A 26,768-nucleotide genomic window follows, 5' to 3' on the forward strand; every position below is an offset into this window, starting at 1 on the left:
TAATGGATTGGACCGCGCTGATTCTGGGGCTCGTGACGGCTCAGCGCCTGGGTGAACTTGTGCTGGCCCGCCGGAATACCCGTCGCCTGTTGGCAAAAGGGGGGTATGAAGTCGGTGCGGCGCACTATCCGCTGATCGTCGTGCTTCACGCCGCCTGGTTGCTCGGCCTCTGGTATCTCGTGGTGTATCGCGCGCCCGTAGACCAGCACATCGAGCCGTTCTGGCTTGCGGCCTTCATCCTCCTGCAGCTGGGCCGTCTCTGGGTGATCACTTCGCTGGGAGAGCGCTGGACGACGCGAATTATCGTGCTGCCGGGCGCGCCGCGGGTGCAGTGTGGTCCCTACCGCTTCCTGTCGCACCCGAACTACTGGGTGGTGGCCGGCGAGATCCTCGTCCTGCCGCTCGTCTTCGGCCTGCCGGCGTACGGGTTCGTCTTCTCGGCGCTCAATGCCGCGGCGATGTGGATTCGCATCAAGGCGGAGGCAGCGGCGCTCCGGCCTCAGTAGGACGCCAGAACTTCGATCTTGGTGTTCGCAATGATGAGGCGCTTGGCGAGCAGGCGTGCAAGGTTGCCCATGATATGCTCGCAGGCACGGGGATGGAGATTCCGAAAGCTCGCGAAGGCATCGAGTGACAGTTCGAGGCAAGCGACCGCAGTGTCGGCCCAGACGTCCGCTGACCTCGTCGTTTCGAGTAGCGCCATCTCCCCGACCGCCATGCCCGCCGACAGCGTCGCGAGGCGCAGGCCCCCCGCCAACCTGACGCTCACGACGCCGCTCACGACGAACAGCAGCGTGGTGGCCTGCTCGCCGGCCGAGATCATGCGCTCGCCGACCCGGTAGTGGTGCGGGTTCATCAGCTCGGAAAGTGCCGACAGGGCCGCCGGGTCGAGACCGGCCAGCAGTTGTTGTTCGCTGAGAGCGGTTGGCTTCTCGACGTCGAGCGCTCCGGCCTCGCTTTGAATAATACGGTCTTCCGCCCACTCGATGGCTTCGTCGAGCAAGGCAATGCTGCGCACACCGGCCTTGCCGACCAGCCACTCGCCAAGCGCGGCTTCGACAGGTGTGCCCTTCGGAATGCCGCAGAACACGACATCGACTTCTGCACGAGCGAGGTCATCCAGGATATCGGCCATCAACTGCAGGGCCGCCTCGCTTACCGACGGGACGCGACGCAGATCCACGATGAGATACGCCAACTCCGGCGGCAGGCTGCGGACCCGCCGCGAGATATACTCGGCGTTTGCAAAGCTCAAAGCCCCTGTAAGTTCCACGATGGCACACTTGGCGTGGTGAGCTTCCAGGATGGCCTGCTCGCGTGGCCGGCGGTTGCGGCGGGACGAAACGCTGCCGACATCGTAGCTGGCCGCGATGCAGGTCCGCACGTCGCCCACCCTGTTGAGCATGTGGAGGCCGTAGTGCGTCGAGAGGGCCTCGCAGGTGCGTAGCCCGCGGACGCTGTTGCCCTGGTCGTCGATGCGCGGCGAATAGGTGCCGAGGCCGAGTTGCGAAGGGAGCGCGGCCACGATGCCACCGCCCACGCCGCTCTTGGCCGGGATGCCGACGCGATAGACCCAGCGGCCTGCCGAATCGTACATGCCCGAGCTGGTCATGACCGAGAGCGTGCGCGCGACGGCGTAGGACGAGACGACCTGCTCGCCGGTCAGCGGATTGCGGCCCTTGTGCGAAAGGGTTGCCGCCATGACCGACAGGTCGCGCGCCGACACGCGCAATGCGCACTGGCGAAAGTAGACGTCGAGAACCTGATCGACGTCGCCCAGTAGAACGCCGTGATTGCGCAGGAGATAGGCGATGGCGCGGTTGCGATCGCCGGTCGCCCGCTCCGACTGGAAGGTCGCGTCGTCCACGTCGAGGCGACGTCCGGCGAAGCGGCTGAGCGCGTCGTGCAGCCGCGTAAAGGCGCCGTCCCCCTCGCTTTCGCATATCAGGCTGGTGCAGGCGATCGCGCCGGCATTGACCATCGGATTGAAGGGCCGGTTGTCGGATCGAAGCCGGATGGAGTTGAAGGCATCGCCGCTCGGCTCGACGCCCACCACGGTTTCGACGCGATCAGGGCCGACCGACTCGAGGGCGAGGGCGAAGACGAAGGCCTTGGAGATCGACTGGATGGTGAACTCGACGTTGCTGTCGCCGATTTCGTAGACGAAGCCGTCGACCGTGGTGACGGCGATGCCGAAGTCGGCAGGATTCGCGAGCGACAGTTCGGGAATATAGGACGCGACTTCGCCGCTATCGTCTTTCGAGAAGTCGGAGTGGCAACGCGCCAGGAAGCGCGCGAGGGGAAGCTCGGCGGAGGACATCTGGAGCCAATCCATTCTGTTCACGGAGACTGAGCTGGTTGAGTGTCAGTCGTCACGGAGCGGAGCAAGCATCATACCGCGAATGGGAGGTAGAGCCACGATCACCTATTTCGTCTCGATGATCTCCCGGACCCGCGTCGCCAGGGCTTCCATGGTGAAGGGCTTGGTGATGAGCGTCATCCCCGCGTGGAGCGAGCCGGCGGCGAGCGCCGCGTTCTCGGCGTAGCCCGTCATGAACAATACCTTCAGATCGGGACGAAGGGCACGGGCCGCGTCCGCGACCTGGCGGCCGTTCAGTCCGGGTAGCCCGACATCGGTGATCAGCAGGTCGATGCGCTGCGCCGACTGCACGATCTCCAGGCCCTGTGGACCATCGACTGCCTCGATGGCGCGGTAGCCGAGATCGGCCAGCACTTCGACGACCAGGCCGCGGACCACCGGCTCGTCCTCGATCACCAGCACGGTCTCGCCGGTTTCGGCCAGCGCGGCTTTGGTCGCGTCCGCGCCGGTCTCGTCGTCGGCGTCGCCCTGGAAGCGCGGCAGGCAGAGGTGAACGGTCGTGCCACGGCCGGGTTGGCTCTCGATCTCGACGTAGCCCTCGGACTGGCGCGCGAAGCCGTAGATCATGGACAGGCCGAGGCCGGTCCCCTGGCCGATCGGCTTGGTCGTGAAGAAAGGCTCGAACGCGCGGCCGACAGTCTCGGCATCCATGCCAGTGCCGCTGTCGGCGACCGCGATGCAGACATAGTCACCCGCCGCCCGGTCTGCGTAAGCGGCGGCCGTCGCCTCGTCGACCTCCCGGTTGACGGTCTCGATGACGAGTTGCCCGCCTTCGGGCATGGCGTCCCGCGCGTTGATCGCGAGGTTCAGGATGGCGGACTCCAGCTGGTTGGCGTCGCAGCGGGTCAACCAGAGGCCGCCGGCCAGTCTCAGTTCGAGTTCGATCCGCTCGCCCAGCGTCCGCCGCAGCAACTCTTCCATCGAGCCGATCAGCGGGTTGACGTGGACGGGGCGGGGATCCAGCGGCTGCCGTCGCGCGAAGGCCAGCAGGCGATGGGTGAGGGCGGCGGCCCGATTGGCGGATGTCATGGCGCCGGTGATAAAGCGGTCGAGGTCGCCCAGGCGGCCCTGGCTGATGCGCCGCTGTACCAGGTCGAGGCTGCCGGTGATGCCCTGCAGCAGATTGTTGAAATCGTGCGCGATGCCGCCGGTGAGCTGGCCGATCGCCTCCATTTTCTGGGCCTGGCGCAGAGCCTCTTCCGCCTCCCGGAGTTCTGCGGTCCGCGCCTCGACCCGCGCTTCGAGCGTGGCATTGAGCGCACGCAGCGCCGCCTCGGCCTCGTCACGCTCGATGACCTGCCGGGTCCGCTCGGCGACCTCCTCCATGAAGGCGACTTCGTCGGGCTGCCAACGACGGGCCGGCCGGTCGTTGAGATAGACGATCGTGCGCAGACGGCCGGCGCGCACGAAGGGCACCACCAGGATCGCTCGGGTGTCGACTGCCCGGGCGGTGGTGCGCGTCTCTTCCTCGTCGCTCAAAGGGTCGGTCTGAAGGTCTCCGACCACGACGGTCTCACCGCCGCCGAGCTTCTTTACGATCTTGACGCCAAAGGCGCGGGCAGGAACACGACCGAGAAGCGGCTGGGCGCGCCCGTCGGTCCAGCAGACCGAATAGTCGAATACGTCCTCGACCGGATCGAGATGGCCGTAACCGACGCGGCTGACGCCGAAGAAGCGGCCCATGAGGGAGCAAGCGTCGTTCAACGCTCTATCGGTATCGTTACCCCGCAGCGCATCGCTGAGCTCCAGCATGAAGGCGTGTCGCGCTTCGGCGAGCTTGCGCGCGCTGATGTCGATGGCGGTGCCGACCGCGCGGTAGCACCTGCTGTCCGCATCGAACAGACCCTTACCCTTGGCCGCGATCCACCGGACGACACCATCGTCGTGGCCGATCGTGCGGTACTGCACGTCGTAGGTCGCGCGGACCGCGGGATCGAGCGCGGCGCCGAACGCCCGGGTGATGGCGTCCCGGTCCTCGGGATGAAGGCCGGCGTAGAAGTCGTCGAGGGTGCACACGGCGTCGGGCGAGAAGCCGAACATGGCCTTGGTGCGCGGCGACCACGCCAATGTGTCGGTGGTGAAGTCGATGTCCCAGATGCCGATCTCCGCCGCCTCGGTCGTCAGCCGAAGCGACTCCTCGTTCAGCAATGACTGCCGCTCGGCCTCCTTGTGTGCCGTGATGTCGTGGCCGCCGACGAAGATGCCGTAGACGTCGCCGGCCTCGTCGCGCATCGGTTCGTAGAGGAAGTCGATGAGGCGCGTGCTGCCATCGTTGTTGAGGCGAACCGGCATGGCCCGGGCGATGAAACGCTCGCCCGTGCGGTACACCCGGTCGAGGAGCTCGTAGAAGCCCTGGCCCTCCAGTTCGGGCAGGGCTTCGCGCACGCTTCGGCCGATGAAATCGCGCTGGCCGGCGATGGCAAGGTAGGCTTCGTTCACGTAGTCGTAGACGTGGTCGGGGCCGCTCAGGACGGCGATGAAGCCGGGTGCCTTCTGGAACATGCGGCGCTGGCGCTCGATCTCGGCCATCAGCCGCTGTTCGGTAAGCACCTTCTCGGTGGTTTCGCTGCAGACCACCAGCACGCCGCCCACGCCGTGGAAGGCATCGGCATCGTCGATCGGACTATAGCTGTAGGTCCAGTAGACGTCCTCGCGACGGCCGTTGCGGGTGATCGGAACGAGGTGGTTCTCGTGCCAGGTGGCTCCGTGGCCTGCCATCACCTGATCGATCTGCGGACCGATGATCGGCCAGATCTCCTCCCAAACGGCCCGGCCCGGCTGGCCGAGCGATGAGGGATGGCGTTCCGGACCGATCGAACGCCGGTAGGCGTCGTTGTAGAAGCAGATGAGGTCCGGCCCCCACCAGATATACATCGGGTGACCGCAGTTCAGCAGCAGCCGAACCGCGGTCCGCAGCGATTGCGGCCACCCCGCCGGGCCGCCGAGCGGCGTCGCCTTCCAGTCATGTGCCCGCATGAGCGCGCCCATTTCGCCGCCGCCGGCGAGGAAGGTCGGGTCAGGCTCAGTTGGTGTCATGGCGGGACAGTATCGATTCGCACCTGTCCCGCAAGCGCAGCGGCCCGTGGGCGCTGCCTCAGATCACTCGCTGCGTCCGCGCGAAGGCCATGTAGAGGTCGTGTGCGCGGGCGGCGATCGGGCCGGGCTGCAGGTCGCGATCCTCGTAGCGGCTGACGGGTTGCACCTTGCCGGCATTGCCGGTGGTGAACATCTCGTCCGCTTCTTCCAACGCGGTGGGACGGATCGTGCGCTCCTCGACCGTGATGCCGGCCGAGCGCAGGAGCTTGATCGTGCGGTAGCGCGTGATCCCGGCGAGGAAGCTGCCATTCGGCACCGGAGTCGCGACCACGCCGTTGCGCGCGATGAAGAGGTTGGAACTGCAGGTCTCGGCTACGTTGCCCAGCGGGTCGAGCACGACGCCGTTGTTGAAGCCGCGCTTCAGCATCTCGGCCACGCCGCGCGAGGAATTGGGATAAAGGCAGCTCGCCTTGGCATCGGTCGGCGCGGTCTCGGGAGCGGGCCGGCGAATGCTGCGGCAAAGGCCGAGCGTCAGCGGCGTGCCCGCCCGCATCGGCGCGACGTAGGTGCAGAGCAGGAACTGCGCGGAGTCCGGATCGACCGAGATGGGCCCGGCGCCGCCCTTGCCGGCCCAGAACATCGGGCGGACATAGAGCTCGGCCTTGGGGCCGAAGCGGCGCACGCTCTCGTGCATCAGCTTCAGGATCTCTTCCGGCGTCTGGGTCGGGTTGAGTCCGATCGCGCGGGCCGAGCGCACCACCCGTTCCGCATGGAGGTCGAGGTCAGGGCCACACCCCTCGAAGGCACGCCCGCCGTCGAATACCATGGAGCCGAGCCAGAAGGCATGGTCGCGCGGCCCCAGGATTGCCGGGTTGCCCTCGTGCCAGGTGCCGTTCCAGTAGGTGAGCGTGTCCATTTTATCCTCGTCGTCTCTCGAAGCGCGCGGACATAGCAGACGATGAGCGGTGCGGCCATCCTCGCATTGGGCGCGGCCTTCTGCTTCGCACTGGCACTGATTCTGACGCAGTTCGGCCTGCGGACGATGCCGTCCTGGCGTTCACCGCTTTATTCGATCGGCGGTGCGCTGGTCGTCGCCTGGCTGGCCGCGATCCTGTTCGTCGACTGGCACAGCTTCAACCTCGATGCAGCGCTGATCTTCGCCGGGGTCGGTTGCATCTTTCCGGTCGTCGTCTCGATTCTCGCGGTGCGCTCCAACGAGCGGCTGGGGCCGGCGGTGGCCGGGGCGGCAGGCAACGTGACGCCCATCTTCGCCGTGCTGGGTGCGGTGCTGTTTCTCGGTGAGCATCTCGGGCTGTTTCAACTGGCAGGCCTCGCCATGGTCGTGGGCGGTGTGGCGCTGCTGGCGCTGCGCGGCGGTACCGGTGGACGCCACTGGTCCGTCTGGGTGCTCGGCCTGCCGCTCGCGGCGGCGCTGGTGCGAGGCGCCATCCAGCCGGCGATCAAAACAGGGCTCGCGCTATGGCCGGAGCCACTGGCCGCCGCCGCCATCGGCTATGCGCTCTCCTCGGTCGTGATCGTGTCCTTGGTCGGCCACCGCGCCTTGAGGGAAGGACCGGCGATCCGCAGCGGGGTGCTGTGGTTCCTCGCCGTGGGCTTCGCCAACGGCACGGCCACCTTTCTTCTCTATGCGGCGCTCGGGCTCGGCTCCATCACCGTCGTCGCACCGCTGGTGGCGCTCTTCCCCCTCATGGGCGTCGTGATGAGCTGGATATTCCTGCGCGGCGAGCAGCTTCATGCGATCGGTCTGCTCGGCATCCTCGTCAGCGTAGCCGGTGTGATCTTGCTGCTCGTCGGGGGAACCTGAGGGAGGTGGAAAACGGCCGAATGAGCGCGGTAATTCCATAGGTACGACAGCCACGCTCGCCCGCGATCCTGCGTATCCCAGCAGGGCGCGGGGTTGCTGCCGCGCAGAATGGAGGCAGACAATGACGAAGCGTACCGCTCTCAACGCCGCTACTCCCACGACGGTAGCGCTCGCATCGGCGGCCGTCACACCGGCCGCCGCCCCGTCGTGGGCCCACGCTTGGAATCCGTCCTGGAGCCAAGGCATACTGCCTAAGCCCGGGGAATCCCTCGTTGCACAGCGCCCTTCCTATGTGGCGGACGAGAACATCTCCAGATTCACGCCCACCAACTTGACGATAAGTTCGGCGGTTTCGGCGGATGCAGCAGCCACTGCGAAGGCGTCGGTCATGGTCTTCGAAGCCAGCGGATCGGAGACGAAGACGGTTCTCGCGTTCTCCGCATCGGTCAATCCGTTGGTGATGGCGTAGTAGACCCCCATCGTCTGCTTGCTGACGAGCGTCGCCACGTCCTCGGCACCCGTCACGCCCTGAACGAAGGCGAGCAGAAACGTTGCTTGCGTGAGATTACCGCTCTCCAGTTGGCCCATCCAGTAGGCTTGACCCTCTGCGTCCGCGGCGCGGTCGAGGATCTCCGCATAGGCATTGCTCACGAGAGCGGCGTTGCTGGGTGCCACGGGACGAAGCGCGTGGCCTTCGGCTGAAGAGTAGAAGGATTCAGCAATGTCGGTCAGGCTCATTCCGTCGGCCAGCCGGGAGGCCCAGTATGCGAGGCCAAGGGCATCCGGCGCACGATCAAGGGTGGCGTTGTACAGGTCGATGATCGGCATGAAGCTCGAGGCATCGAGATTGGAGGCCCTAATCAAGGACGTGGTGTCGAGCGTCTGGTCGGCGAACCTGATGGCCTCGACGTTGGTGAGGATATCTTGGCCCTCGACGCCGAGCCGATCCGCGACGGCGACGGCCACGCCTGCGGTCACGGACATTTCGTAGTTGCGAGCCAAGCCGGAGTAGAGGGCGGTGTCGACGCCCAATCCTCCCTCGATCACGTCATCGCCGCCGCCGCCAGCTATCGTATCGTCTCCCGCGCCGCCGTCGATGTACTCTCCTCCCGCGGTGCCTGCCAGAGCGTTGGCCGCGGCACTTCCGTTCAGGCTGGATCCCGTCCAGACACTCACCGCTGAAACGTCCAGCTTGAACGTCGCGTTCTGCGACGGGTTAGACGTTGGAGGGGGCAGACTGGGATCGGAGACCGGCCAGTCGGGGTATCCCACCCAGATGTTGAAGTGCAAATTCTGAGGTTGGTCCGGTGTACCGGGGCCGCCCGGCAGACCGCTGCTCGGAGTAGGTGTCGTTGCAATAACGGTTCGATAGGCAACGTCATCCACATACCATTTGACGACTCCGTTGGGCAGCCATTCGAACTTGTAGACGTGTTCGACTTGCTGGGAATATCCGTCCGGCGAATAGGAAATCGGGTTGCCGTTGTCGTACTGGGCCTGATGGTAGATGTTGGTCTGAAACTGGCTGTCGAATTTGGACATCAATTCGATGTCGATTTCGTCGTGTCCGTTGGTTCCCGGAGCTCCTTGGCCGAGCGTAAAGAAGCCGCCGATGAGTCCTTTCTGCGCCTGCTCGTACGTCAGGGTCGCCTGGAAGATCAGAGGGCCCTGCGTATTGACGTCGAATGTCGGGACGCTGATCATCTCCGACCCAAAATACGACAGGCCCGTTGGATTGTAGGTGTCCAGCTGGAGAACGGCATGCCCATCGACGACCACCGGCAGGGTCGTGCGCTGTTGTGTATTCCCCAGAAATGATCCCGGGCCGACGTTGGGCTTCCACTTCGCCGCGCTGAGGGGGCCGCTGAAGTCTTCGGAGAAGATTAGTGTCTTTGGATCCAGACCCATTTGAATGTTCTCCTGGGATTGTCGCGGCCGACGCAACGGGTTGTTGGTCAATCAGTGGAAAGTAGAGGTCGAGCCCGGACGCTCCAGCGGAATTTGCGAAAGGTCGTTGTGCGGACTTCCCCGCGGACGATTGCAGGCTGGCGCCGCTCCTGCGACGAACAGTAAGCAGTTGCCGTGCGCCGACGCCGTACTAAGGTCTGACGAGGAATGTCGCCGGAGCGCGACGACCCGGAGGAGATTGAGATGACGGCCCCGCTCACCATTCGACTGCATCCCGCCGACAACGTCGTCGTGGCGCGCATGGACATCCTGCCTGGCACGGCTGTCGAGGGAGACGTCGCGGCGGCCACGCGCGTGCCGCCTGGTCACAAGATTCTCACGAGGGCGGTGAAGGCGGGCGAGCCGCTGCGCAAGTACAATCAGATCATCGGGTTCGCGACGGAAGACCTGCCGCCCGGCACGCACATTCACACGCATAACTGCGTCATGGGCGACTTCGAGCGGGACTATGCCTTCTGCGCTGACGCACACCCGACCGACTTCATCGTGCCGCCGGCGACCTTCCAAGGGTATCGTCGGCAAGACGGGCGGGTGGCGACGCGCAATTACATCGGCATCGTGACGACAGTGAACTGTTCGGCCGCGACCAGCCGCATGATCGCTTCCAAGCTCGCACCCGCGCTGGCGGAATTTGCGAACATCGACGGAGTCGTGCCGCTGACGCATGGGGGTGGCTGCGGCATGGCGGCGTCGGGCCTCGAGATGGACGTGCTGCGCCGGACCCTCGCGGGGTATGTCCGCCATCCCAATATGGCAGCGGTTGTGGTGCTCGGCCTTGGCTGCGAAACCAATCAGATCTCCGGCCTGATGACGGCCGAGGGGCTCAAGGAAGGGCCGAAGCTCATTCCCCTGGCGATCCAGGACGAGGGGGGCGTCTCCAGGACGGTGATGCGGGCCGTGGATTTTCTGAAGGAGGTCCTGCCCGAAGCGAACGACGTGAAGCGTGAGCCGATTCCGGCGAGCGAACTCATCCTCGCGCTGCAGTGCGGCGGGTCCGACGGCTATTCGGGCATCTCGGCCAATCCGGCGCTCGGGGCGGCGGTCGATCTTCTGGTACGCAACGGGGGGACAGCGGTTCTTTCGGAAACTCCTGAAATCTATGGCGCGGAGCATCTGTTGACCCGGCGCGCGGTCAGCCGCGAGGTCGGCGAGAAGATCGTGGAGCGCATCCGCTGGTGGGAGGATCACTGCGCCCGCACCGGCGGCGAGATGAACAACAATCCGTCGCCCGGCAACAAGGCGGGTGGTCTGACGACGATTCTCGAGAAATCCCTGGGTGCGGTGGCCAAGGGCGGCACGACGAACCTGGTCGACGTCTACAAATATGCCGAGCCGATCACTGCGAAGGGGTTCGTCTACATGGACTCGCCCGGCTACGATCCAGTGTCCGCGACAGGGCAGGTCGCGGGCGGCGCCAATGTTCTCTGCTTCACGACGGGGCGCGGCAGCGTGTTCGGCTGCAAGCCGACGCCTTCGCTCAAGCTTGCGACGAATAGCTCCCTCTATCGACGCATGACTGACGACATGGACATCAACTGCGGAACGATCGTCGATGGCGAAGAGACGATCCAGGAAAGCGGCCGTCGCATCTTCGACCTTATTCTCGCCACGGCCTCGGGCCAGAAAACCAAGTCTGAAATTCTCGGTATCGGGGACGACGAGTTCGAGCCGTGGAAGATTGGCGCAACAATGTAGAAGATCCTCGGGAGCCAATTTGAAGCGGGCACGTTGCGTCCTTCATATGCGATCCTACGACTCCGAACTTGGCCATGCTTTGTCGGCCCGGCCTGCCGCGGCCCCGGATTATTCCGCGAGCTTTCACCCCAAATTCCAGGTTGTCGAAGGCGGTAGCAGCGAGCGCTCCGCCAGCGCGCATTTGCTTGCTCGTTCAACTGCCGAGGAGAGAGACATGGCTACAGGCACCGTCAAGTGGTTCAACGCCACGAAGGGTTTTGGATTCATCCAGCCGAGCGACGGCGGCAAGGACGTGTTCGTCCATATCAGCGCTGTGGAGCGCTCGGGCCTGAACGGCCTCAACGAAGGTCAGAAGATCGACTACGAGATCGCAACGGAGCGCGGCCGTTCGGCGGCGGTAAACCTCAAGACGGCCGACTGACGGCATGAGAATAGTTCCCCTCGTCGAACGTCCCGATCTGGCCGAGCAGGTTTCCGTCTGGGGCTTCGACGAGTGGGGGCATCTCGATCCTGGCCAGACGCTCGACCAGCGTCGGGCCAAGGTATTGAGGAAGATGAATGTCGATCGGGTGCCGATCGCCTTTGTCGCCATTGATGACGACGGTGGCATCGTCGGTACCGCCTCGCTGATCTTCGACGGTCTCGAAGGCGACCCACGCAATCCCTGGCTCGCAAGTGTCTATGTGCCGGCGAAGCATCGCCAGCGAGGGATCGCCTCAGCGCTCGTGAGCGCGGTTGAGGCAGCGGCGCGACGAACCGGATACGATCGTCTGTATCTTTTCACGACGTCAGCCGCCGCGCTCTATGAGCGGCTGGGCTGGACGGCGCTTGAGCGGCGCGACTATCGCGGCGAACATATCCAGGTCATGGAGAAGTCGCTGTGAGGGAGTCCGCATGCCAGCCGACCTGCATTATCTGTCGCTCGACGAGGTCGCACGCCGACTGAAGGCCCGAAAGCTCTCGTCGGTCGAACTGACCCGCTCGATCCTCGACCGCGTCGACGAGGTCGATCCGCGACTCCGGAGCTACGCGACCGTCACGGCCGACCGCGCCCTCGCGGATGCTGCCGGACTGGATGCCGAATCCGCCGCCGGCACCTCGCGCGGGCCGCTGCATGGCGTGCCGATCGCAATCAAGGATCTCTGCAATACTGAGGGCGTCCCGACGGCGGCCGGCATGGCGATCCATCGCGACAACGTTCCATCGCGCGATGCGACGGTCGTTGCCCGTCTCAAGCAGGCGGGAGCGGTGATCCTCGGCAAGCTGCAGATGACCGAGGGGGCCTACGGCGCGCATCATCCCAGCATCCCCGCGCCCCTCAATCCCTGGAACGCTGCCTACTGGACGGGTTCGTCCTCCTCGGGGTCCGGGGCCGCCACCGCCGCCGGCCTGTGCTTTGCGTCGCTCGGCTCCGACACCGGCGGGTCCATCCGCTTCCCCTCGACCATGAACGGCCTGTCGGGGCTGAAGCCCACCTGGGGGCGCGTGAGCCGCGCCGGCGTCTTCCCGCTGGCGGAGTCTCTCGACCATGTCGGCCCGATGGCCCGCAGCGCCCTCGACGCCGCGATCATGCTCGGCGTGATCGCGGGTCTCGATCCGGACGATCCGACGTCTGTCGGCCTGCCGGTTCCCGACTATGCCGCGTCGATCGATCAGGGCGTGCGCGGCTGGCGTATCGGCTTGCCCTCCAACCTGCACGGGCTCGACGAGGATGCGGGACGCGCCCTCGATGGCGCCGTCGATGTGCTGCAGAAGGCGGGTGCCGCAATCGTCGACGTGAAGCTGCCCGACGGCTTCGACCAGGGCGCGCGCGACTGGGTGCCCTTGTGCGGCGTCGAGGCGGCCCTCGCCCATGACAGCACCTATCCATCGCGAGCCTCGGAATACGGCCCGGTCCTGGCTGGACTGCTCGACCAGGGACGGCGCCTCTCGGCGATGGACCTCGCCCGCATGCAGTTGCGCCGGGCGGCACTCACCGGCGAACTCAATCGCCTGCTCGCATCGGTCGATCTGCTCTTGATGCCGGTGATGGCTAGGGCCGTGTGGTCGACCGAGGCCCTGCAGGCGGCCGGGCGCGATCTGGAAGCTGTCGCGGGACGTTTGCGTTACACGGCACCTTTCGATCTCAGCGGCCATCCGACGTTGACCCTTCCCGGCGGTATGAGCGCCGATGGCGTGCCGGTGGGCTTTCAGATCGTGGCGAGAGGCTTCGAGGAAGGTGCCATTCTCGCGGCGGGACACGCCTATCAGCGGGAGACCGACTGGCATATAAGGCGGCCGCCGCTGTAGCGGTGACCTGGGCGGGGCGCGTGGACGCTGAATCTCCTTTCATTTATAGTGTTTCTATCGCCCTGTCCCAGGAAGTTTCAGCCGCGCAATGCCAAGCCCCTTCGCGAAAAATTTGCGGCTGCGTCCCAGCATCCTCACGCTGTTCATCCTGCTGACGGTGCCTGTCTTCTTCGCGATCGTGGCGGTGAACTACGTCTCGAACGAGAAGATCGCGCGCGATAATGCAGACGAGCTGATCGGACGGTTCAGCGTCGAGGCGATCGAGAATATCCAGCACCTGTTCGACCCCATCAAGTCGCTGGTCCGCAGCGCCGCCGCAATCGGCGCGGAACAGCCCGGCTTCTTCGAGGAGAACCGCTCGCTGAAGTATCTCTTCAGCATCCTGCAGCACAGCGACCGCATCATCAGCATGTATGTCGGCCTGAACGACGGCTCCTTTCGCCAGGCCCGGCAGATCGATCCAGCCGTCGAGATTCAGGGCAAGCTCCCGCCTCCGGGAACGCGTTATGCCGACCGATGGATCGCGCCGCAGCGCGGGGCGGCTCCCGTCGACCACTATCTGTTCCTCGACGCGGAGCGGAATGAACTGGGAATCTCCGAGCAGACCACTTCCTACGATCCGCGTGCACGGCTGTGGTACCGTACGGCGCAGCAGACGCGCGAGCTGTCGGTCAGCGACGTGGACGTCTTTGCGACCCTCGGGCTCGTCGGTTTCACCGTCGGTGCACCGTTCTATGTCGACGGTACGTTGCGCGGCGTCGCGGCCGCCGACATCACGCTCGACGGGCTCTCCAACTATCTCGCCGAGCGCAAGATCAGCCCGGGCACGCAGTCCTACATCCTCGACCATCAGGGCCGGGTCATCGCCAATTCCGAGCGCGTCAGGACCTATGCCAGTCACAATGGCAGGGTCGAACTGCAGCACATTACGTCGCTCGGCGATGAATTGCCGGCGATCGCGTTCAGTTTCAGGCCGCGCGGCAACGAGAAGATGTTCTCCTTCGCGCACGGCGGACGGAACTATGTCGCGAGGCTTGCGACTCTTCCGCCCGAGTTTGGCAAGAAGTGGCAGCTCTTCGTCATAACGCCGCTCGCCGACTTCACCAGTGCGTTCGACGAGCAGAACAAGCGCTTGGCCCTGTTCGGCGCGATCGCCATCGTCGTCCAGATCTGCATCATCTATTTCCTGTCCAGCGTCGTCTCGACTCCGCTGGAGCGGCTCGCTCTCAAGGTGACGAAGATCCAGGATTTGGAAGGCGACAATCTTCCGCCGCTGAAGTCGCCGATCCGCGAGGTTGCGGTCCTCGCGCGCGCCATAGACACCCTCGACTCCGCGGTGAAGTCGTTTGCCGCCTTCGTGCCCGTGGGCCTCGTGCGCCAGCTCCTCGACTCGGAGCAGAGGCTGGTGCTGGGTGGCCACAGCCGCTTCCTCACGATCTTCTTCTCGGATCTCGAGGGTTTCTCGACCATGTCGGAGGAAGTGCCCTCGCAGGAGCTGCTGCTGCGCGTCTCTGCCTATCTCGGGGTGGTGACTCATGCCGTGAACATGGAGCATGGTACGATCGACAAGTTCATCGGCGACGGCGTCATGGCCTTCTGGGGAGCGCCGGCCCTGCTGGAAGACCACGCGCAGAGGTCCTGCTTCGCGGCCTTGCGAATCCGCGAGGGCATGAAGGATCTGAACGCCACCTGGGAGGCGGACGGCAAGAAGCCGCTGAACGTCCGCATCGGCATCCACAGTGACGCGGTATTGGTCGGCAATATCGGCTCGAAGGAGCGCATGAGCTATACCGTCATGGGGGACGGCGTGAACATCGCGGCGCGCCTGGAAGGCATCAACAAGGAGTACGGCACGGGCATCTGCATCAGCCATGCCGTCTTCAAGGAGGCCGGCGAGCGGCTTTGCGTGCGGCCGGTCGACGATGTCACCGTGAAAGGCCGCCGCTCGAAAGTGCCGATCTACGAGCTGGTTGGCGCCTACGGGATCGGCCCAGAGTTCGAACCGGATGAGACAGCCGTGCGCCTCTGCATGCTGACCCGCAGCGCCTATAGCGCGATGGTCGCCGAGGACTATGCGACGGCGCTGGCGCGCTACCAGGAAATCCTGGTGGAATACCCCGGCGATCCGGTGGCGCGTGCGATGGCGAACCGTTTGGGTACAATCGATCCCTCGCGACTCGTTCCGCTGCAGATGTCGCGCTGATCGATGTTCGAGGCCCGCAAGCCCTCTCCGGCGGTCGCGGCATTGCGGCCGAGTGAATATACGGCTGCGCTGGTGCAGGCGCTTCGCGCGGAGCCGAGCCGCGTGTGCGGCGTCCGCGCGCTCGAAATCGGCTGCGGCAGCGGCGTGGTCCTGGCCGTGCTTGGCTGCCTCGGTGCCGCCTCCCTCTGCGGGGTGGACATCGAGGACGAGGCCATCGCTACCGGGCGTGCGCTTCTGCGGGACCTCGGCCACGAGGCGGAGATCCATCGTGGCGACATGTGGCGGCCGGTGGCGGGACGGCGCTTCGACCTGATCGTCGCCAACCTGCCGCACTTTCCGATGGATCATTTCGAAGTGGCTGGACGGCTGTCGACCTGGAGCTCCGGCGGCATAGACGGCCGCGAGCTGCTCGATCCGTTCCTCGAGGGTCTGTCGGATCATCTGGCAGTCAATGGCCGTGCTCTCATCACCCACAATGCCTTCGTCGGCGTCGGGCACTCGCGCCGCATTCTAGAACGCTACGGTCTCGCACTTCACATCGTGAGTACCGTCCTGGTCCATATCGCCAACGAAAAGATCGATCTGATGACACCTTCCATTCTGCGCGCGGAGGAGGGTCGCTCCATCCATCGCTACGGACCACATGCCTTCGCCGACATGCACATCGTCGAAATCGCCGCCGCTGGCGCGCGAGGCTGAAATGGCCCTGCGTCGCGTTCTGTTCATCGTGTTCGCATTGTTCCTCGTGTCCGCCGGTCTGCCGGTGCGCGCCGAGACTCCCGATGCGGCCCTGGCCAAGCTGATCGAAGAGGCGCGCGCCGCCGCTGCGGTCCCGGGTGCCTGCGAGCAGCCCGGCCTCGACCGGCTGGTCCGCATCTTCTGTGACGACAAAATCCGTGTGGGCGTGCGTGAATACTATCCGCTGTTCGGGACCCGCGAGGGTCAGGTCCGCTTGGGCTACGACGTCGATGTGGCGCGCGAGATCGCCAAGCATCTCGGCGTCGAGCCGGCCTTCACGCGCGTCAATGCCGCGAGCCGCATTCCCCTGCTCGCCGACGATAAAATCGACCTCACCATTGCGACCATGGGCCACAACACCCAGCGTGACGGCCAGGTTCGCTTCATCCGGCCGCATTACTACCGATCGGAAACGATCATCGTCGGACCGAAGGGTCTCAACATCAGGGAATGGCCCGACATCGCCAGCCGCACGATCTGTGTGTCGATCGGCAATGGCTCAAACGCCCAGATCGTCTCGCACAATGCTCGCCTGATGCTGTTCGATGAGGCGGGGGTGCTGCCAGACAGGTTGCGCGACGAGACCTGTGTGCTGGCGGCGCAGGACGACAGCTTCTTCGACTACTACTTCACGGACCCGGCGTTCGCGAAGGCCTACGACAGGAAATTCGGCTTCGCTCAGCTTCCCTGGGGCATGGCCGTCGCATTGACCGGCAGCGATCGTCTGGCGCGCGCGCTCGACCTGATGAGCCAGATATTCCATCGCGACGGCATCTTCATCGAGGTGGCGAAGCATAACCGCATCGGTCTCGGCTTTCTCGAGCTCCAGCGTGCGGTCTGGAACCGCCCCGACTGCAACACCGATGCCGGAAGCAGCAACCCGGCCTGCGTCCTGCCGGCGCTGAGCGCGGTTCTGGAGCCTACGCCGTTCGCCGGCCAGGTGACCGCCTTCGAGACATGGCTGCAAACGCACACCGGCATCAGCGTCCAGTTCCCCATGTTCAAGACCATGCCGGCCTGGCAGCTGTTCACGGCGGGCATCGCGAATTCGCTGGTCCTGGTGGTAGGCGCCCTTGGAGCGACGCTGTTGTTCGCCATGGTGCTGGGGGCCCTGCAGAGCGCGCATTCCCTCCTGCTGCGCTGGCCAGCCCGTGCGCTCACGATCGTCCTGCAATCCTCGCCAGTCGTGCTCACCCTCGTCATCTCTGCCGCCGTCGCGCTGGCGCTCTTTCCCTATTCCTCGGCCGTGGCGATCGGCGCGGCCATCGTGGCGCTCGGCCTGATGAACGGCGCCAATGCGGGGCAGGCCATCGGTGAGGCAATGCACACGCTTCGGACGGAGCGGGGAGGGCCGCCGGTGCCCACCGTCGAACTGTTCGGTCGCGCGGTCAGCCGCTCGGCCACCCAGATCGTGTCCTTCCTGGTCAATGCCGCGAAGGGTACGCCGATCGCGAGCTTCATTGGCGCGCCCGAGCTCCTGAGCGCGCTTACCGACATCACCTCCTTCGCCAGCGGGCGGGCCAGCACCTATTCGCTGCTGCTCGTCTTCTATGTCTGTGTGGTCATGGTCGTGGTCTGGCTGTGCGACAAACTGCGAATCTGGCTCGAACGCCGGCAGATGGTGACGGCATGAGCAAGATCTCTCCCGATTTCGTGCCGCAGCTGCTGGCCGGCATGGTGGTCAATTTCGAGATCGCCGCGATCGCGCTGCTAATCGGTCTCGCGGTCGGCGGTGTGCTGACACTGGCGAAGCTGGCGGGCGGCGTGCGCGGCGCGGTCGCCACGCCCCTGATCGGCCTGATGCGGGCGGCGCCGACCTTCGTGGTCATGTTCTTCCTGCTGAACATCATCCCGTCCGACGCGACCCTGTTCGGTGTCCACGTGGCGCCGTCGGGCATCATGACGGTCGCGCTGTCGCTCGTGCCCTATGCCGCAGCCTATGTCGCCGACAATGGCGGCGAGGCGTTGCGGCAGCTGCGAGACGGCTCGCCGCTGGGAGCCTTGCTGTTCCTGCCCAACGTGACCCGCGCCTTCTTCGTGCTCGTCATGTCCTCCAGTGCCGGCGCGGCCATCGGCGTGCCCGAGGGGATCGCGGTCATCCTGCGCGAGGCCGAGCTGATGCCGACGCTCGGCGACAAGATGGTCCTGTTCGCCATCGGCATCCTGTGTTTCGGCGTCACCCTGCAGGCCGGCTTCGCGCTGATGCGCCTGCTGCAACGCCATCTCGGCCGCCTCGCGCTGCGCACCCGCGAGGGATAGTCTCCACATCGAAGCGCGGGAGGGGGAGATGACAGGCAGCGTGCGTTACGACTCGGTGTTCCGGCCGGGTCTCTTCTCCGGCAAGACCATCATCGTCACCGGTGGCGGCTCCGGCATCGGCCGCTGTACCGCCCATGAACTGAAATCGCTGGGTGCACGCGTGGCTCTCGTCGGTCGCACGATGGAGAAGCTCGAGCGGGTCAAGGAAGAGCTGGGAGATCCCGAGACCTTCATCCACTCGGCGGACCTGCGCCGCGAAGAAGAGGTCAAGGCCGCGATCGATGGGGTGATGTCGTGGAGTGGTCGCATCGACGGCCTGGTGAACAATGCCGGCGGCCAGTTTCCCGCGCCCCTCAAGGACATCTCGCTGAACGGCTGGAACGCCGTGGTCGCCAACAACATGACTGCGACCTTCCTCGTGTCCAAGGCTGTCTATCTCGCCTCGATGGAAGTGCATGGCGGTGTCATCGTGAATGTCGGCGCCGACTTCGAACTGGGCAATCCCGGCATGGCCCACAATGGCGCGGCGCGCGCCGGCCAGACCAACTTCACCTACAGCGCCTCGATCGAATGGGCGCATTCGGGCGTGCGCGTGAACTCGGTCATCCCGGGTTTCATCGCCTCGTCGGGCTTCGACCGCTATCCCGAACGCGCCCACGAGGCGCTGCGTTCGGTGAAGGACCGTATTCCCGCCAAACGCCATGGCACGGAATCAGAGATCGCGGGCGCCATCGTCTATCTCCTGAGCGACGCGGCGGCCTACGTCACCGGCGCCACGCTGAGGATCGACGGCGGATTGCACAACTACGGCAAATCGACCTTCTATCAGGTTCCGGATCACGACAATTCGAAGCCCTTCAATGGCTTTCCGCTCTACCGGCCGCCGAAGGTCCTGGAGTAGGGTGAGGTCCCAACCCCAACGACGGAGGAACCGATGCGTATCGCCCCAGTGCTGTGCAGCCTGCTCGCTGCAACCGGAGTCGCCGCCTTCTCCTTTGCCGCCCAGGCCCAGACCGCGAAGGCGTCTCTGAAGGACGCGACAGGCAAGGATGTCGGCACCGTCCAGCTCCTCCAGACGCCGCACGGCGTGCTGCTCAAGATGTCGCTGAAGGGCGTGGCGCCCGGCGAGCATGCGTTCCATGTCCACGCGGTCGGCAAGTGCGAGGCGCCGTTTACCAGCGCCGGCGGTCATTTCAATCCCGCCGCCAAGAAGCATGGGATGGAGGCCGCCGAAGGTTCTCATGCGGGCGACATGCCCAACCTGTACATCCCGGCCAACGGCGAACTGAGGATCGACGTTGCCAATAACATGATCTCGCTGGTCAAGGGACAACCCAACTCGGTGTTCGATGCCGACGGCTCGGCGATCATCATTCATGCCGGGCCGGACGACTACAAGACCGACCCCACCGGCAATGCGGGCGACCGCATCGTTTGCGGTGTCATCACGGAGTGACCTGAAGACTTCGTCCGCGACAGCGGGCGAGGGCGCGTTTACCTAGCTGGAGCTGATTGAATGGACCTGTCCCGTTTCCCGCGTCGCATCTACACCAACGCGCCCACGCCCATCGAACGCCTGCCGCACTTCACCAAGGCCCTCGCCGCCAGCTGCCCGGGCGGCGCCGGCCCCGAGGTCTGGATCAAGCGCGACGACATGCTGGGTCTGTTCCCCGGCGGCAACAAGACCCGCAAGCTCGAGTTCCTGGCGGGCGATGCGCTCGCCCAGGGCTGCGACACGCTCGTCACCTGCGGTGCACCTCAGTCCAACCATTGCCGCATCACGCTCTCGGCCGCGGTCAAGGAGGGGCTCAAGTGCCGCTTCGTGATCGAGGAGCGCGTGCCAGGCTCATACAAGAAGGAAGCCGGCGGCAACAACTTCATGTTCGAACTGATGGGCGTCGAGGCAATCACGGTCGTTCCCGGTGGCACCAACATGGCCGAGGCGATGTCGAAGGTGGCGCAGGAAGTCGCGTCGCTCGGCCGCAAGGCCTATGTGATTCCTGGTGGCGGCTCCAACGCCATCGGCGGCCTGGGCTACGTCGCCTGTGTGCAGGAGATGCAGGTCCAGTGGCTCGACATGGGGTTCTCGCCCGACGCCGTGGTGGTGGGCTCGGGCAGTTCGGGCACCCATGGCGGCATGGTCGCGGGCTTCCTCGGCAATAACATCAAGGTGCCGCTGATCGGTGTCGGCGTCAGCCGCGATCCCGCCGACCAGGAGCCGCTGGTCGTCAAGGAAGCGCAGGCGGTCATCGACCTGCTGGGCCTCGACATCAAGGTGCCGGCGTCGGCGGTGAAGAGCTTCGGCGGCTTCTGGCAGCCCAAGTATTCGGTGCCGAACAAGAAGATGGTCGAGGCGGTCCAGATGCTGGCCCGCACCGAGGGCATCCTGCTCGATCCGGTCTATACCGGAAAGATCATGGCCGGCCTGATCGGCCTGGCACGCCAGGGTCACTTCAAGCCGGGCGCCAAGGTGCTGTTCATCCATACCGGCGGCCTGCCGTCGCTGCACGTCTACGAGGACGTGGTCCTGGGACGCACCCAGCTCGCCGACTGATCCCCGCGGCGCGTTTCCGCGCCGCATTTTGACGAGGCATTGCGGTCATCGCGCAATGCTTCCTGCGCGCCATGGGCCGCGCAGAAGTTTCGTCCGCCGTCACGCCGCAGATCGACGAACCCGTTTCATTGACCCGAAGCGGGGCGGCGGCCAGTTTCGTCGCATGCTCTCCCGATCATTCAGCCCTTCGTGTCGACGCTGACGCGCGACACCGCCTGATCCCGAAACCTTTCATCGAAGCCAACGCTCCGCATCCGCGGGGGCGAACGGAGAAGTCATGCTCAAACGACGTCACCTGATGGCCGGCTTTGCCGGCGTCACCCTTGCCGCGCCTCTCGCGGCGAGCGCCCAAACGACCTATCCCAGCCGCGCCGTGAAGATCGTCGTGCCGTGGCCGCCGGGCGGTGGCGTCGATGCCTTCGCCCGCGTCATCCAGGCGCCGCTCAGTGCCCAGCTCGGCCAGACTGTGATCGTGGAGAATGTCGGCGGCAGTGCCGGCAGGGTCGGGACACTCAGCGCCTCGCGCGCCCAGTCCGACGGCTACACGATCCTCCTCGTCAACGACACGTTCGCGGCGACGGAGGCGCTGCCCGTCGCCGGCACGCCAGCGCTCTATCCGGCCTTCCAGCCGGTGACACTCGCCATCTCGGGGCCGCAGGGGCTGTTCACCCATCCACGTTCGGGCCTCGCGATCGCGCAGGCCTTCGCCGCGGTGGCGAAAGCCAATCCCGGCAAGCTGAACGTCGGTGTGCCGGGCCTCGGCAGCAGCCAGCATCTCACGAGCGAACTGCTGCTGCGGGCGGCGGGCGATCTGCGCGTCACGCACGTGCCGTATCGCGGGGGCGGCCCGCTGCTGCAGGACCTGATCGCGGGCAACATCGATGCCGGTGTCGTCACCTTTGCGGCGGGCGCCCCGCAGGCGCGCGGCGGGCGCCTCGTGGCACTGGCCATCACCAGTGAGCAGCGGTCCAGGGTGTTCGCCGACGTGCCCACGGCCGCCGAGACGATCGCGCCGGGTTTCGTGCAGACGACATGGCAGGGTCTGCTGGCGCCCAAGGGAACGCCCGCTGCTGTAACCGAGCGCTTCCATGCCGCTGTGTTGGCCGTCCTGCAGGACAAGGCCGTGATCGCGCGCCTCGCCGATCTCGGCTTCGATCCGGTTGGGCTGGACGGCAGGGGTTTCGGTCAGCTGTTCGACCGCACGGTCGACACCTTCGCGGGCATCGCCAGGGAAAGAAATATCGCGGCTGGCGATTGAGACCGCTGATCCATTCCGGCCCGATGATCGTGTTGGCCGGTTCCTTCGTACAGAGAGGAGCCGGCCAGAAGTCGGGAAAGGGTTGGGCTGGATGAGTGACAGTGACACGTCGCTCGTGTCGAAGCGCGCCGCACAGGTGAGCTTTGCTGTAGCCGGAATCGTGCCGGTCGTTGCGGGCTTGTGGGGCGTGTTTCAACCCCTTGCGGGGGCGGTGGGTTCGCAACTGAACCATGGCCGCTATTTGTCGGGTTTGTTGCTCGCCATCGGGCTTGTCTTCTGGGCGTCAATCCCTGGCATCGAGCGGCGGACTGCGCGTATCCGTGTGCTGACGGTCGTCGTCGTGATCGGCGGCGTCTGCCGCCTGCTGGGCGTAATGCTGGGCGATCCGTTGTCGCTTCCGGTGGCAGGTGCGCTGGCGATGGAACTGGCGGTCACGCCCTTGTTATGCTTCTGGCAGTCGCGACTGGCGCCGCGGGAGTGAATGCGAGGGAGTACGGTCCGGTCCTGGGCATCGGTGCTGCAACCGTAGCGGGCTCGTGACGTTTCGGGTGGATGAAACGTGCCGCCAAGATTCTCGGCTGGACGGCCGGCATCTTCCTCGGTCTCCTGTTGATCGCCGCCGGCACGATCTATTTCGTTGCGACGTCTGATTATCTGCGCGGCCAGTTGGAAGCCCGCGCCAGTGATCTCACCGGCCGCAAGACACAGATTGCCAAGGTGGCCGTCCAGTGGGGCCGGACCACGAATGTGAAGCTGGAAGGTATCGAAGTCGCCAATGCCGAATGGGGCAAGGCGCCCTACATGCTCAAGGTCGACCAGGTCGATTTCGACATACGCCTGTGGCCCCTGCTGGGCGGTAACGTCGTCCTGCCCCGTCTCGTGCTGCGCAGGCCCGAGGTTCAGGTCGAGCGGGGCGACAAGGAACAGCTGAACTGGAGCATGGACGAGACTCCGGTCGTCACGGGCGCGGCCAAGGCGCTCGAACCCGACAGCCGCTTCGATGCGCCGGTGATCGGAAGGTTGGAGATAAGCGAGGGCACGCTGGGTTACCGCGATCCCAAGCGGAAGCTGGAACTCGATGGCACGGTTTCGACGGCGACCGGCAAGGCCGAGGACGCGGCCGAACTGTCCCTAAAGGGTAAGCTCGAGGGGCAGCCGCTGGAGATCCGCTTCGTCGGCGGCTCGGTGCTGATGCTGCGCGACACGGATCAGCTGTATCCGCTCGACCTCAACGTATCTTTTGGAGCGACCAAACTGAAGATGAAAGGGACTGTCCAGGATCCCTTCAAGTGGACGGGCGCCAATGTCGACCTCACGCTCTCCGGCCCCAACCTGTCCGATATCTACCCGCTTCTGGGCATTCCGGGACCGCCAACGCCGCCATACACGATTGCGGGCAAGCTGGAACGCGAGATCGGCCTTTGGAAGTTCGTCCAATCCAAATGGCGGGTTGGGGAAAGCGATCTGACGGGCGAAGTCGCGATCGATGAGCGCCGAAAGCCCGCGTTTCTGACCGCCAAGCTCATATCGCAGAAGCTCGTCTTCGAGGACTTGGCGCCGCTGGTGGGCGCGACGCCCGCGCGCAAGACAAATGTGTCCGCCAAGCAGGCTCAGACACAAGCGCAGCTCGAAGCATCGGGCGATCTCTTCCCAAATGTTCCGCTGCACGTCGAGAAGTTGCGCGCGATGAACATGGACGTGACCCTGGACGCCAAGAGGGTCATCTCGCCGCCCTGGTTGCCGGTCCAGGCACTGGCTTTCCGCGTCCTCATCCAGGATGGCAACGTCACGGTCAAGCCGCTCACGCTGTCGGTGATGGGCGGGGGGACCATCGCAGGGGAAATGGGCATCGATGCGCGTACCGAGAACCCGAAGATGACGGCCAATCTCAGGGCGACCGACATCGAGTTGAAGAACTTCTTCCGCCAGTCGCGCTACTTCGATGCGACGCAGGGCAGGATCCAAGGGCGCGTGGCGCTGGCCGGCACTGGCCGTTCACTCGCAAATGTCATGGGATCGGCCAACGGCTACATGGCGTTCGCGCTGGGCGGCGGCTCGGTCAGCAGCCTGATGGTCAGTCTCGCCGGGCTGCAGGTATTCGATGCGCTTGTGCTGTATGTGACGGGCGATAATCGCATTCCGATCAAGTGTGCGGTGGGACGGCTGAATTTCCAGCAGGGCAACGTCGTCTTCGACCGCACCCTGCTCGATACACAGAAATCCGTCCTGCGTGTGAAGGGCCAGCTTTCGCTGAAGAGCCAGGCGCTCAAGGCGGAGATCGACGCCGATCCCAAGAGCTTCGATCTCCTCGACCTTCACGGTGCAGTCATGATCGAAGGCAAGCTGCGCGCCCCGCAGATTTCGCTCGCGCGCGTGATCCCGATCCCCACGCCGGTCTTCGGAAACGCCAAGGACGTGCCGTGCGCGGGCCTCGCCCAGGAGATGCTTTCGGCCCCCTGAGGCGCGCACATCCTTTGCTGGGAATGAGCGCTTGCCGCCGCGCCGCTAAACGCCCATTTAAAGCAGGATATCGGCGACGTCTGCGTCGGCGCCTCCTGATTCCGAAGCATCTGGAGATGCATCGAAGTGCAATGCAAGGATGCGACATGACCGTACAACGAAAAGCTGACACTCCCCGTCCGACCGCCACGCTACTCACGCCCGACGAAGAGGTCACTCTCCGGCGCGTGGCCTTCGGCCAGTCCACCGTGCGCGCCATGCGTGCCGAGGATCTGACCCGGCTGCGCAAACTGGGCCTGATCCAGGATGGAAAGGACGGTCCCTGTCTCACGGCGCGAGGCCGGGAGCGCTTCGACGAGTTGCCGAAGGCAATGATGATGGACAGGGGCCCCAAGGACCTGATGTCCGCGATGGACAAGGTTTTCAAGCCGGGCTGACGCGCCTGTGAACGCGAAAGGCCCCGTCCCTTCTCAGGAACGGGGCCGTATCACGTTGCCATTCCAGCTCCGCGCCCCAGTACATCCGTGGTAGCGCGCAGGAAGGAAGGCGGTCGCCGTTACCGGCGACCAGTGATCAGGCGGCGGCCTTGAGATTCTCTGCCGCCATCTTGCCGCTCTTGCGATCGGCGACCAGCTCGAACTCGAGCTTCTGACCCTCGCTCAGCATGCTCATGCCAGCGCGTTCGACCGCGCTGATGTGTACGAAGGCATCGCTGCCGCCATTGTCCGGCTGAATGAAGCCGAAGCCCTTCTGAATATTGAACCACTTCACGGTTCCCGTCGTCGTCATGGGAGACCCCTTTTCTATTTTGGATATGCGAGCCCCTACGCTCGTTCCGTGTTTGAACAAACGGAAGCGCGCTGGAGCCCGTCGAAATTGCACTGGCTTTCGGGATCAAGTGTCGTGGAGCGGGGCCGCTGAACGATGCCAGCGGGCGCGGACCAAATCAGATGTCCGTGTATCGACGAGCTTCATATGGTCCCTTGTTCCGACACTATCAAGGGCCAAATACAGCTGGTCCTTGCATCGTGGCGAAGGACGGAGGTGCTCATGGAGCCTCGTTCTACCCCCGATCCCATCGATTCCGAGTTGCGTGCTGCCGCCGCCTCGTTTGCCCGCCCTTCCGGGAGGCGAAGCCTCCTGCAACTCGCGACGTCGTTCGGACCGTTCCTCGCGGGTTGCACGGCCATGTACGTTGCGTGCGGCATTTCTCCGTGGCTCGTGCTTGCCCTCGCCATGCCGACGGGCGCGTTCATGGTGCGCGTGTTCATCGTTCAGCACGATTGCGGGCACGGCTCGTTCTTCGCCTCACGCCGCGCCAACACGATCGTCGGACGGCTCTGCAGCCTGTGCACCTTCACGCCCTTCGCGAACTGGCGACGCCAGCACGCGCAGCATCATGCCGAATGGAACAATCTCGATCGCGGCGACCGCGGCAGCGATATCTATTCATCGTGCCTCACCGTGCGCGCCTATCTCGCTTTGTCGCCTCGCCGGAGATTCGCCCACCGCCTCGTCCGTCATCCGCTGATCGCCAACTTCCTGCTGCCGCCGCTGGTCTTCGTGTTGCTCTACCGCGTTCCGTTCGACACGCCGCGCGCGTGGGTAAGGGAGCGCCGCTCGGTCCTATTCACCAACGCGAGCCTCGTGGCCTTGTTCGCGACGCTTGTTCTCCTGCTGGGCTGGCGCGATGTGCTGCTGGTGCATTTGTCGATCATGGTCGTGGCGTCGATCCTCGGCGTCTGGCTGTTCACCTTGCAGCATCGCTTTCCGGGCGCTCAGTGGAGCGGTCGCGGTGCCTGGCGCTATGTCGATGCCGCGATGGACGGTTCGTCCTGGTTCGATCTGCCACTTGTCCTGCGTTGGTTCACCGGCAATATCGGCTTCCATCACGTTCATCATCTCAACCAGCGCATTCCGAACTATCGGCTGCCGCAGGCTCACGAAGCCGCCCAGAAGGTGCGCGCCGTTTCGCCTCTCGGCCTGCGTGCAGGCCTCGCTGCGCCGCGGCTCACGTTGTGGGACGAAACATCCAGCCGCCTCGTTCGCTTCTGCGACGTGGCGCGACTGGAGACGCCCGCCTGATCTTGCTCTAGCGTGGGG

Annotated in this window: 23 protein-coding genes; 18 read left to right on the top strand and 5 right to left on the bottom strand. The window is 65.0% G+C overall.

Features of this window, described 5'->3' with window-relative positions; genetic code table 11:
• Positions 1-2 precede the first annotated feature (2 nt).
• The gene (locus ACT6UX_RS25340; protein WP_444777931.1) at positions 3-506 is read left to right on the top strand and encodes an isoprenylcysteine carboxyl methyltransferase family protein; all 504 of its coding nucleotides are present in this window, start codon (positions 3-5) and stop codon (positions 504-506) included.
• On the opposite strand, the gene glsA is transcribed toward ACT6UX_RS25340, so the two are convergent.
• The 3 genes from glsA to ACT6UX_RS25355 form a co-directional block, all read right to left on the bottom strand.
• Entirely contained in the window at positions 500-2,320 is a 1,821-nt protein-coding gene (gene glsA, locus ACT6UX_RS25345; RefSeq protein WP_444777932.1) for a glutaminase A, read from the bottom strand. The genes ACT6UX_RS25340 and glsA overlap by 7 nt on opposite strands.
• A 105-nt stretch (positions 2,321-2,425) precedes the next feature.
• Positions 2,426-5,416 (bottom strand): PAS domain S-box protein, encoded by a 2,991-nt coding sequence (locus ACT6UX_RS25350; protein ID WP_444777933.1) that lies wholly within the window; start codon positions 5,414-5,416, stop codon positions 2,426-2,428.
• A gap of 58 nt (positions 5,417-5,474) precedes the next feature.
• Positions 5,475-6,332, bottom strand: coding sequence for a branched-chain amino acid aminotransferase (locus tag ACT6UX_RS25355; protein WP_444777934.1), 858 nt, complete (start codon positions 6,330-6,332; stop codon positions 5,475-5,477).
• A 42-nt stretch (positions 6,333-6,374) separates the two neighbouring features.
• On the opposite strand from ACT6UX_RS25355, the gene ACT6UX_RS25360 reads away from it, so the two are divergent.
• Positions 6,375-7,241 carry an EamA family transporter gene (locus tag ACT6UX_RS25360; protein ID WP_444777935.1) on the top strand — a complete coding sequence of 289 codons (867 nt, stop codon included), beginning with the start codon at positions 6,375-6,377 and terminating at the stop codon, positions 7,239-7,241.
• 288 nt (positions 7,242-7,529) lie between these two features.
• Here the strand turns inward: ACT6UX_RS25360 and ACT6UX_RS25365 are convergent, their stop codons facing one another.
• Positions 7,530-9,149 carry a DUF4214 domain-containing protein gene (locus ACT6UX_RS25365; protein ID WP_444777936.1) on the bottom strand — a complete coding sequence of 540 codons (1,620 nt, stop codon included), beginning with the start codon at positions 9,147-9,149 and terminating at the stop codon, positions 7,530-7,532.
• Positions 9,150-9,392: 243 nt separating this feature from the next.
• Here ACT6UX_RS25365 and ACT6UX_RS25370 point away from each other — a divergent pair, with 243 nt between their 5' ends.
• From ACT6UX_RS25370 to ACT6UX_RS25440, 15 genes are all read left to right on the top strand, one after another.
• Positions 9,393-10,904: a UxaA family hydrolase gene (locus ACT6UX_RS25370; RefSeq protein WP_444777937.1), complete on the top strand. Its 1,512-nt coding sequence runs from the start codon at positions 9,393-9,395 to the stop codon at positions 10,902-10,904.
• Positions 10,905-11,118: 214 nt separating this feature from the next.
• Positions 11,119-11,325 carry a cold-shock protein gene (locus tag ACT6UX_RS25375; RefSeq protein ID WP_444777938.1) on the top strand — a complete coding sequence of 69 codons (207 nt, stop codon included), beginning with the start codon at positions 11,119-11,121 and terminating at the stop codon, positions 11,323-11,325.
• A gap of 4 nt (positions 11,326-11,329) precedes the next feature.
• Entirely contained in the window at positions 11,330-11,788 is a 459-nt protein-coding gene (locus ACT6UX_RS25380) for a GNAT family N-acetyltransferase (RefSeq protein WP_444777939.1), read from the top strand.
• Between the two features lie 10 nt (positions 11,789-11,798).
• On the top strand, positions 11,799-13,193 hold the full coding sequence (locus tag ACT6UX_RS25385) for an amidase (RefSeq protein WP_444777940.1): 1,395 nt from the start codon (positions 11,799-11,801) through the stop codon (positions 13,191-13,193).
• A 112-nt stretch (positions 13,194-13,305) separates the two neighbouring features.
• Positions 13,306-15,396, top strand: coding sequence for an adenylate/guanylate cyclase domain-containing protein (locus tag ACT6UX_RS25390; protein WP_444777941.1), 2,091 nt, complete (start codon positions 13,306-13,308; stop codon positions 15,394-15,396).
• Between the two features lie 3 nt (positions 15,397-15,399).
• The gene (locus ACT6UX_RS25395) at positions 15,400-16,095 is read left to right on the top strand and encodes a methyltransferase domain-containing protein (RefSeq protein WP_444777942.1); all 696 of its coding nucleotides are present in this window, start codon (positions 15,400-15,402) and stop codon (positions 16,093-16,095) included.
• A gap of 1 nt (position 16,096) precedes the next feature.
• On the top strand, positions 16,097-17,767 hold the full coding sequence (locus ACT6UX_RS25400; protein WP_444777943.1) for a transporter substrate-binding domain-containing protein: 1,671 nt from the start codon (positions 16,097-16,099) through the stop codon (positions 17,765-17,767).
• Positions 17,764-18,393 (top strand): hypothetical protein, encoded by a 630-nt coding sequence (locus tag ACT6UX_RS25405; RefSeq protein WP_444777944.1) that lies wholly within the window; start codon positions 17,764-17,766, stop codon positions 18,391-18,393. The genes ACT6UX_RS25400 and ACT6UX_RS25405 overlap by 4 nt, the downstream gene beginning before the upstream one ends.
• Positions 18,394-18,421: 28 nt before the next feature.
• Complete coding sequence (locus tag ACT6UX_RS25410) at positions 18,422-19,294, top strand: SDR family oxidoreductase (protein WP_444777945.1); 873 nt, start codon at positions 18,422-18,424, stop codon at positions 19,292-19,294.
• 33 nt (positions 19,295-19,327) lie between these two features.
• Positions 19,328-19,849, top strand: coding sequence for a superoxide dismutase family protein (locus ACT6UX_RS25415; protein ID WP_444777946.1), 522 nt, complete (start codon positions 19,328-19,330; stop codon positions 19,847-19,849).
• Between the two features lie 60 nt (positions 19,850-19,909).
• A complete protein-coding gene (locus ACT6UX_RS25420) occupies positions 19,910-20,947 on the top strand; it encodes a D-cysteine desulfhydrase (RefSeq protein ID WP_444777947.1) in 1,038 nt (345 codons plus the stop codon).
• 277 nt (positions 20,948-21,224) lie between these two features.
• On the top strand, positions 21,225-22,205 hold the full coding sequence (locus ACT6UX_RS25425; protein WP_444777948.1) for a Bug family tripartite tricarboxylate transporter substrate binding protein: 981 nt from the start codon (positions 21,225-21,227) through the stop codon (positions 22,203-22,205).
• A 91-nt stretch (positions 22,206-22,296) separates the two neighbouring features.
• Positions 22,297-22,686 (top strand): DUF4345 domain-containing protein, encoded by a 390-nt coding sequence (locus tag ACT6UX_RS25430; RefSeq protein WP_444777949.1) that lies wholly within the window; start codon positions 22,297-22,299, stop codon positions 22,684-22,686.
• Positions 22,687-22,757: 71 nt separating this feature from the next.
• A complete protein-coding gene (locus tag ACT6UX_RS25435; protein ID WP_444777950.1) occupies positions 22,758-24,665 on the top strand; it encodes an AsmA family protein in 1,908 nt (635 codons plus the stop codon).
• Between the two features lie 146 nt (positions 24,666-24,811).
• Entirely contained in the window at positions 24,812-25,102 is a 291-nt protein-coding gene (locus ACT6UX_RS25440; protein ID WP_444777951.1) for a hypothetical protein, read from the top strand.
• A gap of 136 nt (positions 25,103-25,238) precedes the next feature.
• Here the strand turns inward: ACT6UX_RS25440 and ACT6UX_RS25445 are convergent, their stop codons facing one another.
• On the bottom strand, positions 25,239-25,454 hold the full coding sequence (locus tag ACT6UX_RS25445; protein WP_444777952.1) for a cold-shock protein: 216 nt from the start codon (positions 25,452-25,454) through the stop codon (positions 25,239-25,241).
• Positions 25,455-25,715: 261 nt separating this feature from the next.
• Between ACT6UX_RS25445 and ACT6UX_RS25450 the strand changes: the two genes are divergently transcribed.
• Complete coding sequence (locus ACT6UX_RS25450; protein ID WP_444777953.1) at positions 25,716-26,750, top strand: fatty acid desaturase family protein; 1,035 nt, start codon at positions 25,716-25,718, stop codon at positions 26,748-26,750.
• Positions 26,751-26,768 lie beyond the last annotated feature (18 nt).

Origin of the sequence: Reyranella sp., from assembly GCF_052439685.1 — a bacterium.
GTDB lineage: Bacteria > Pseudomonadota > Alphaproteobacteria > Reyranellales > Reyranellaceae > Reyranella.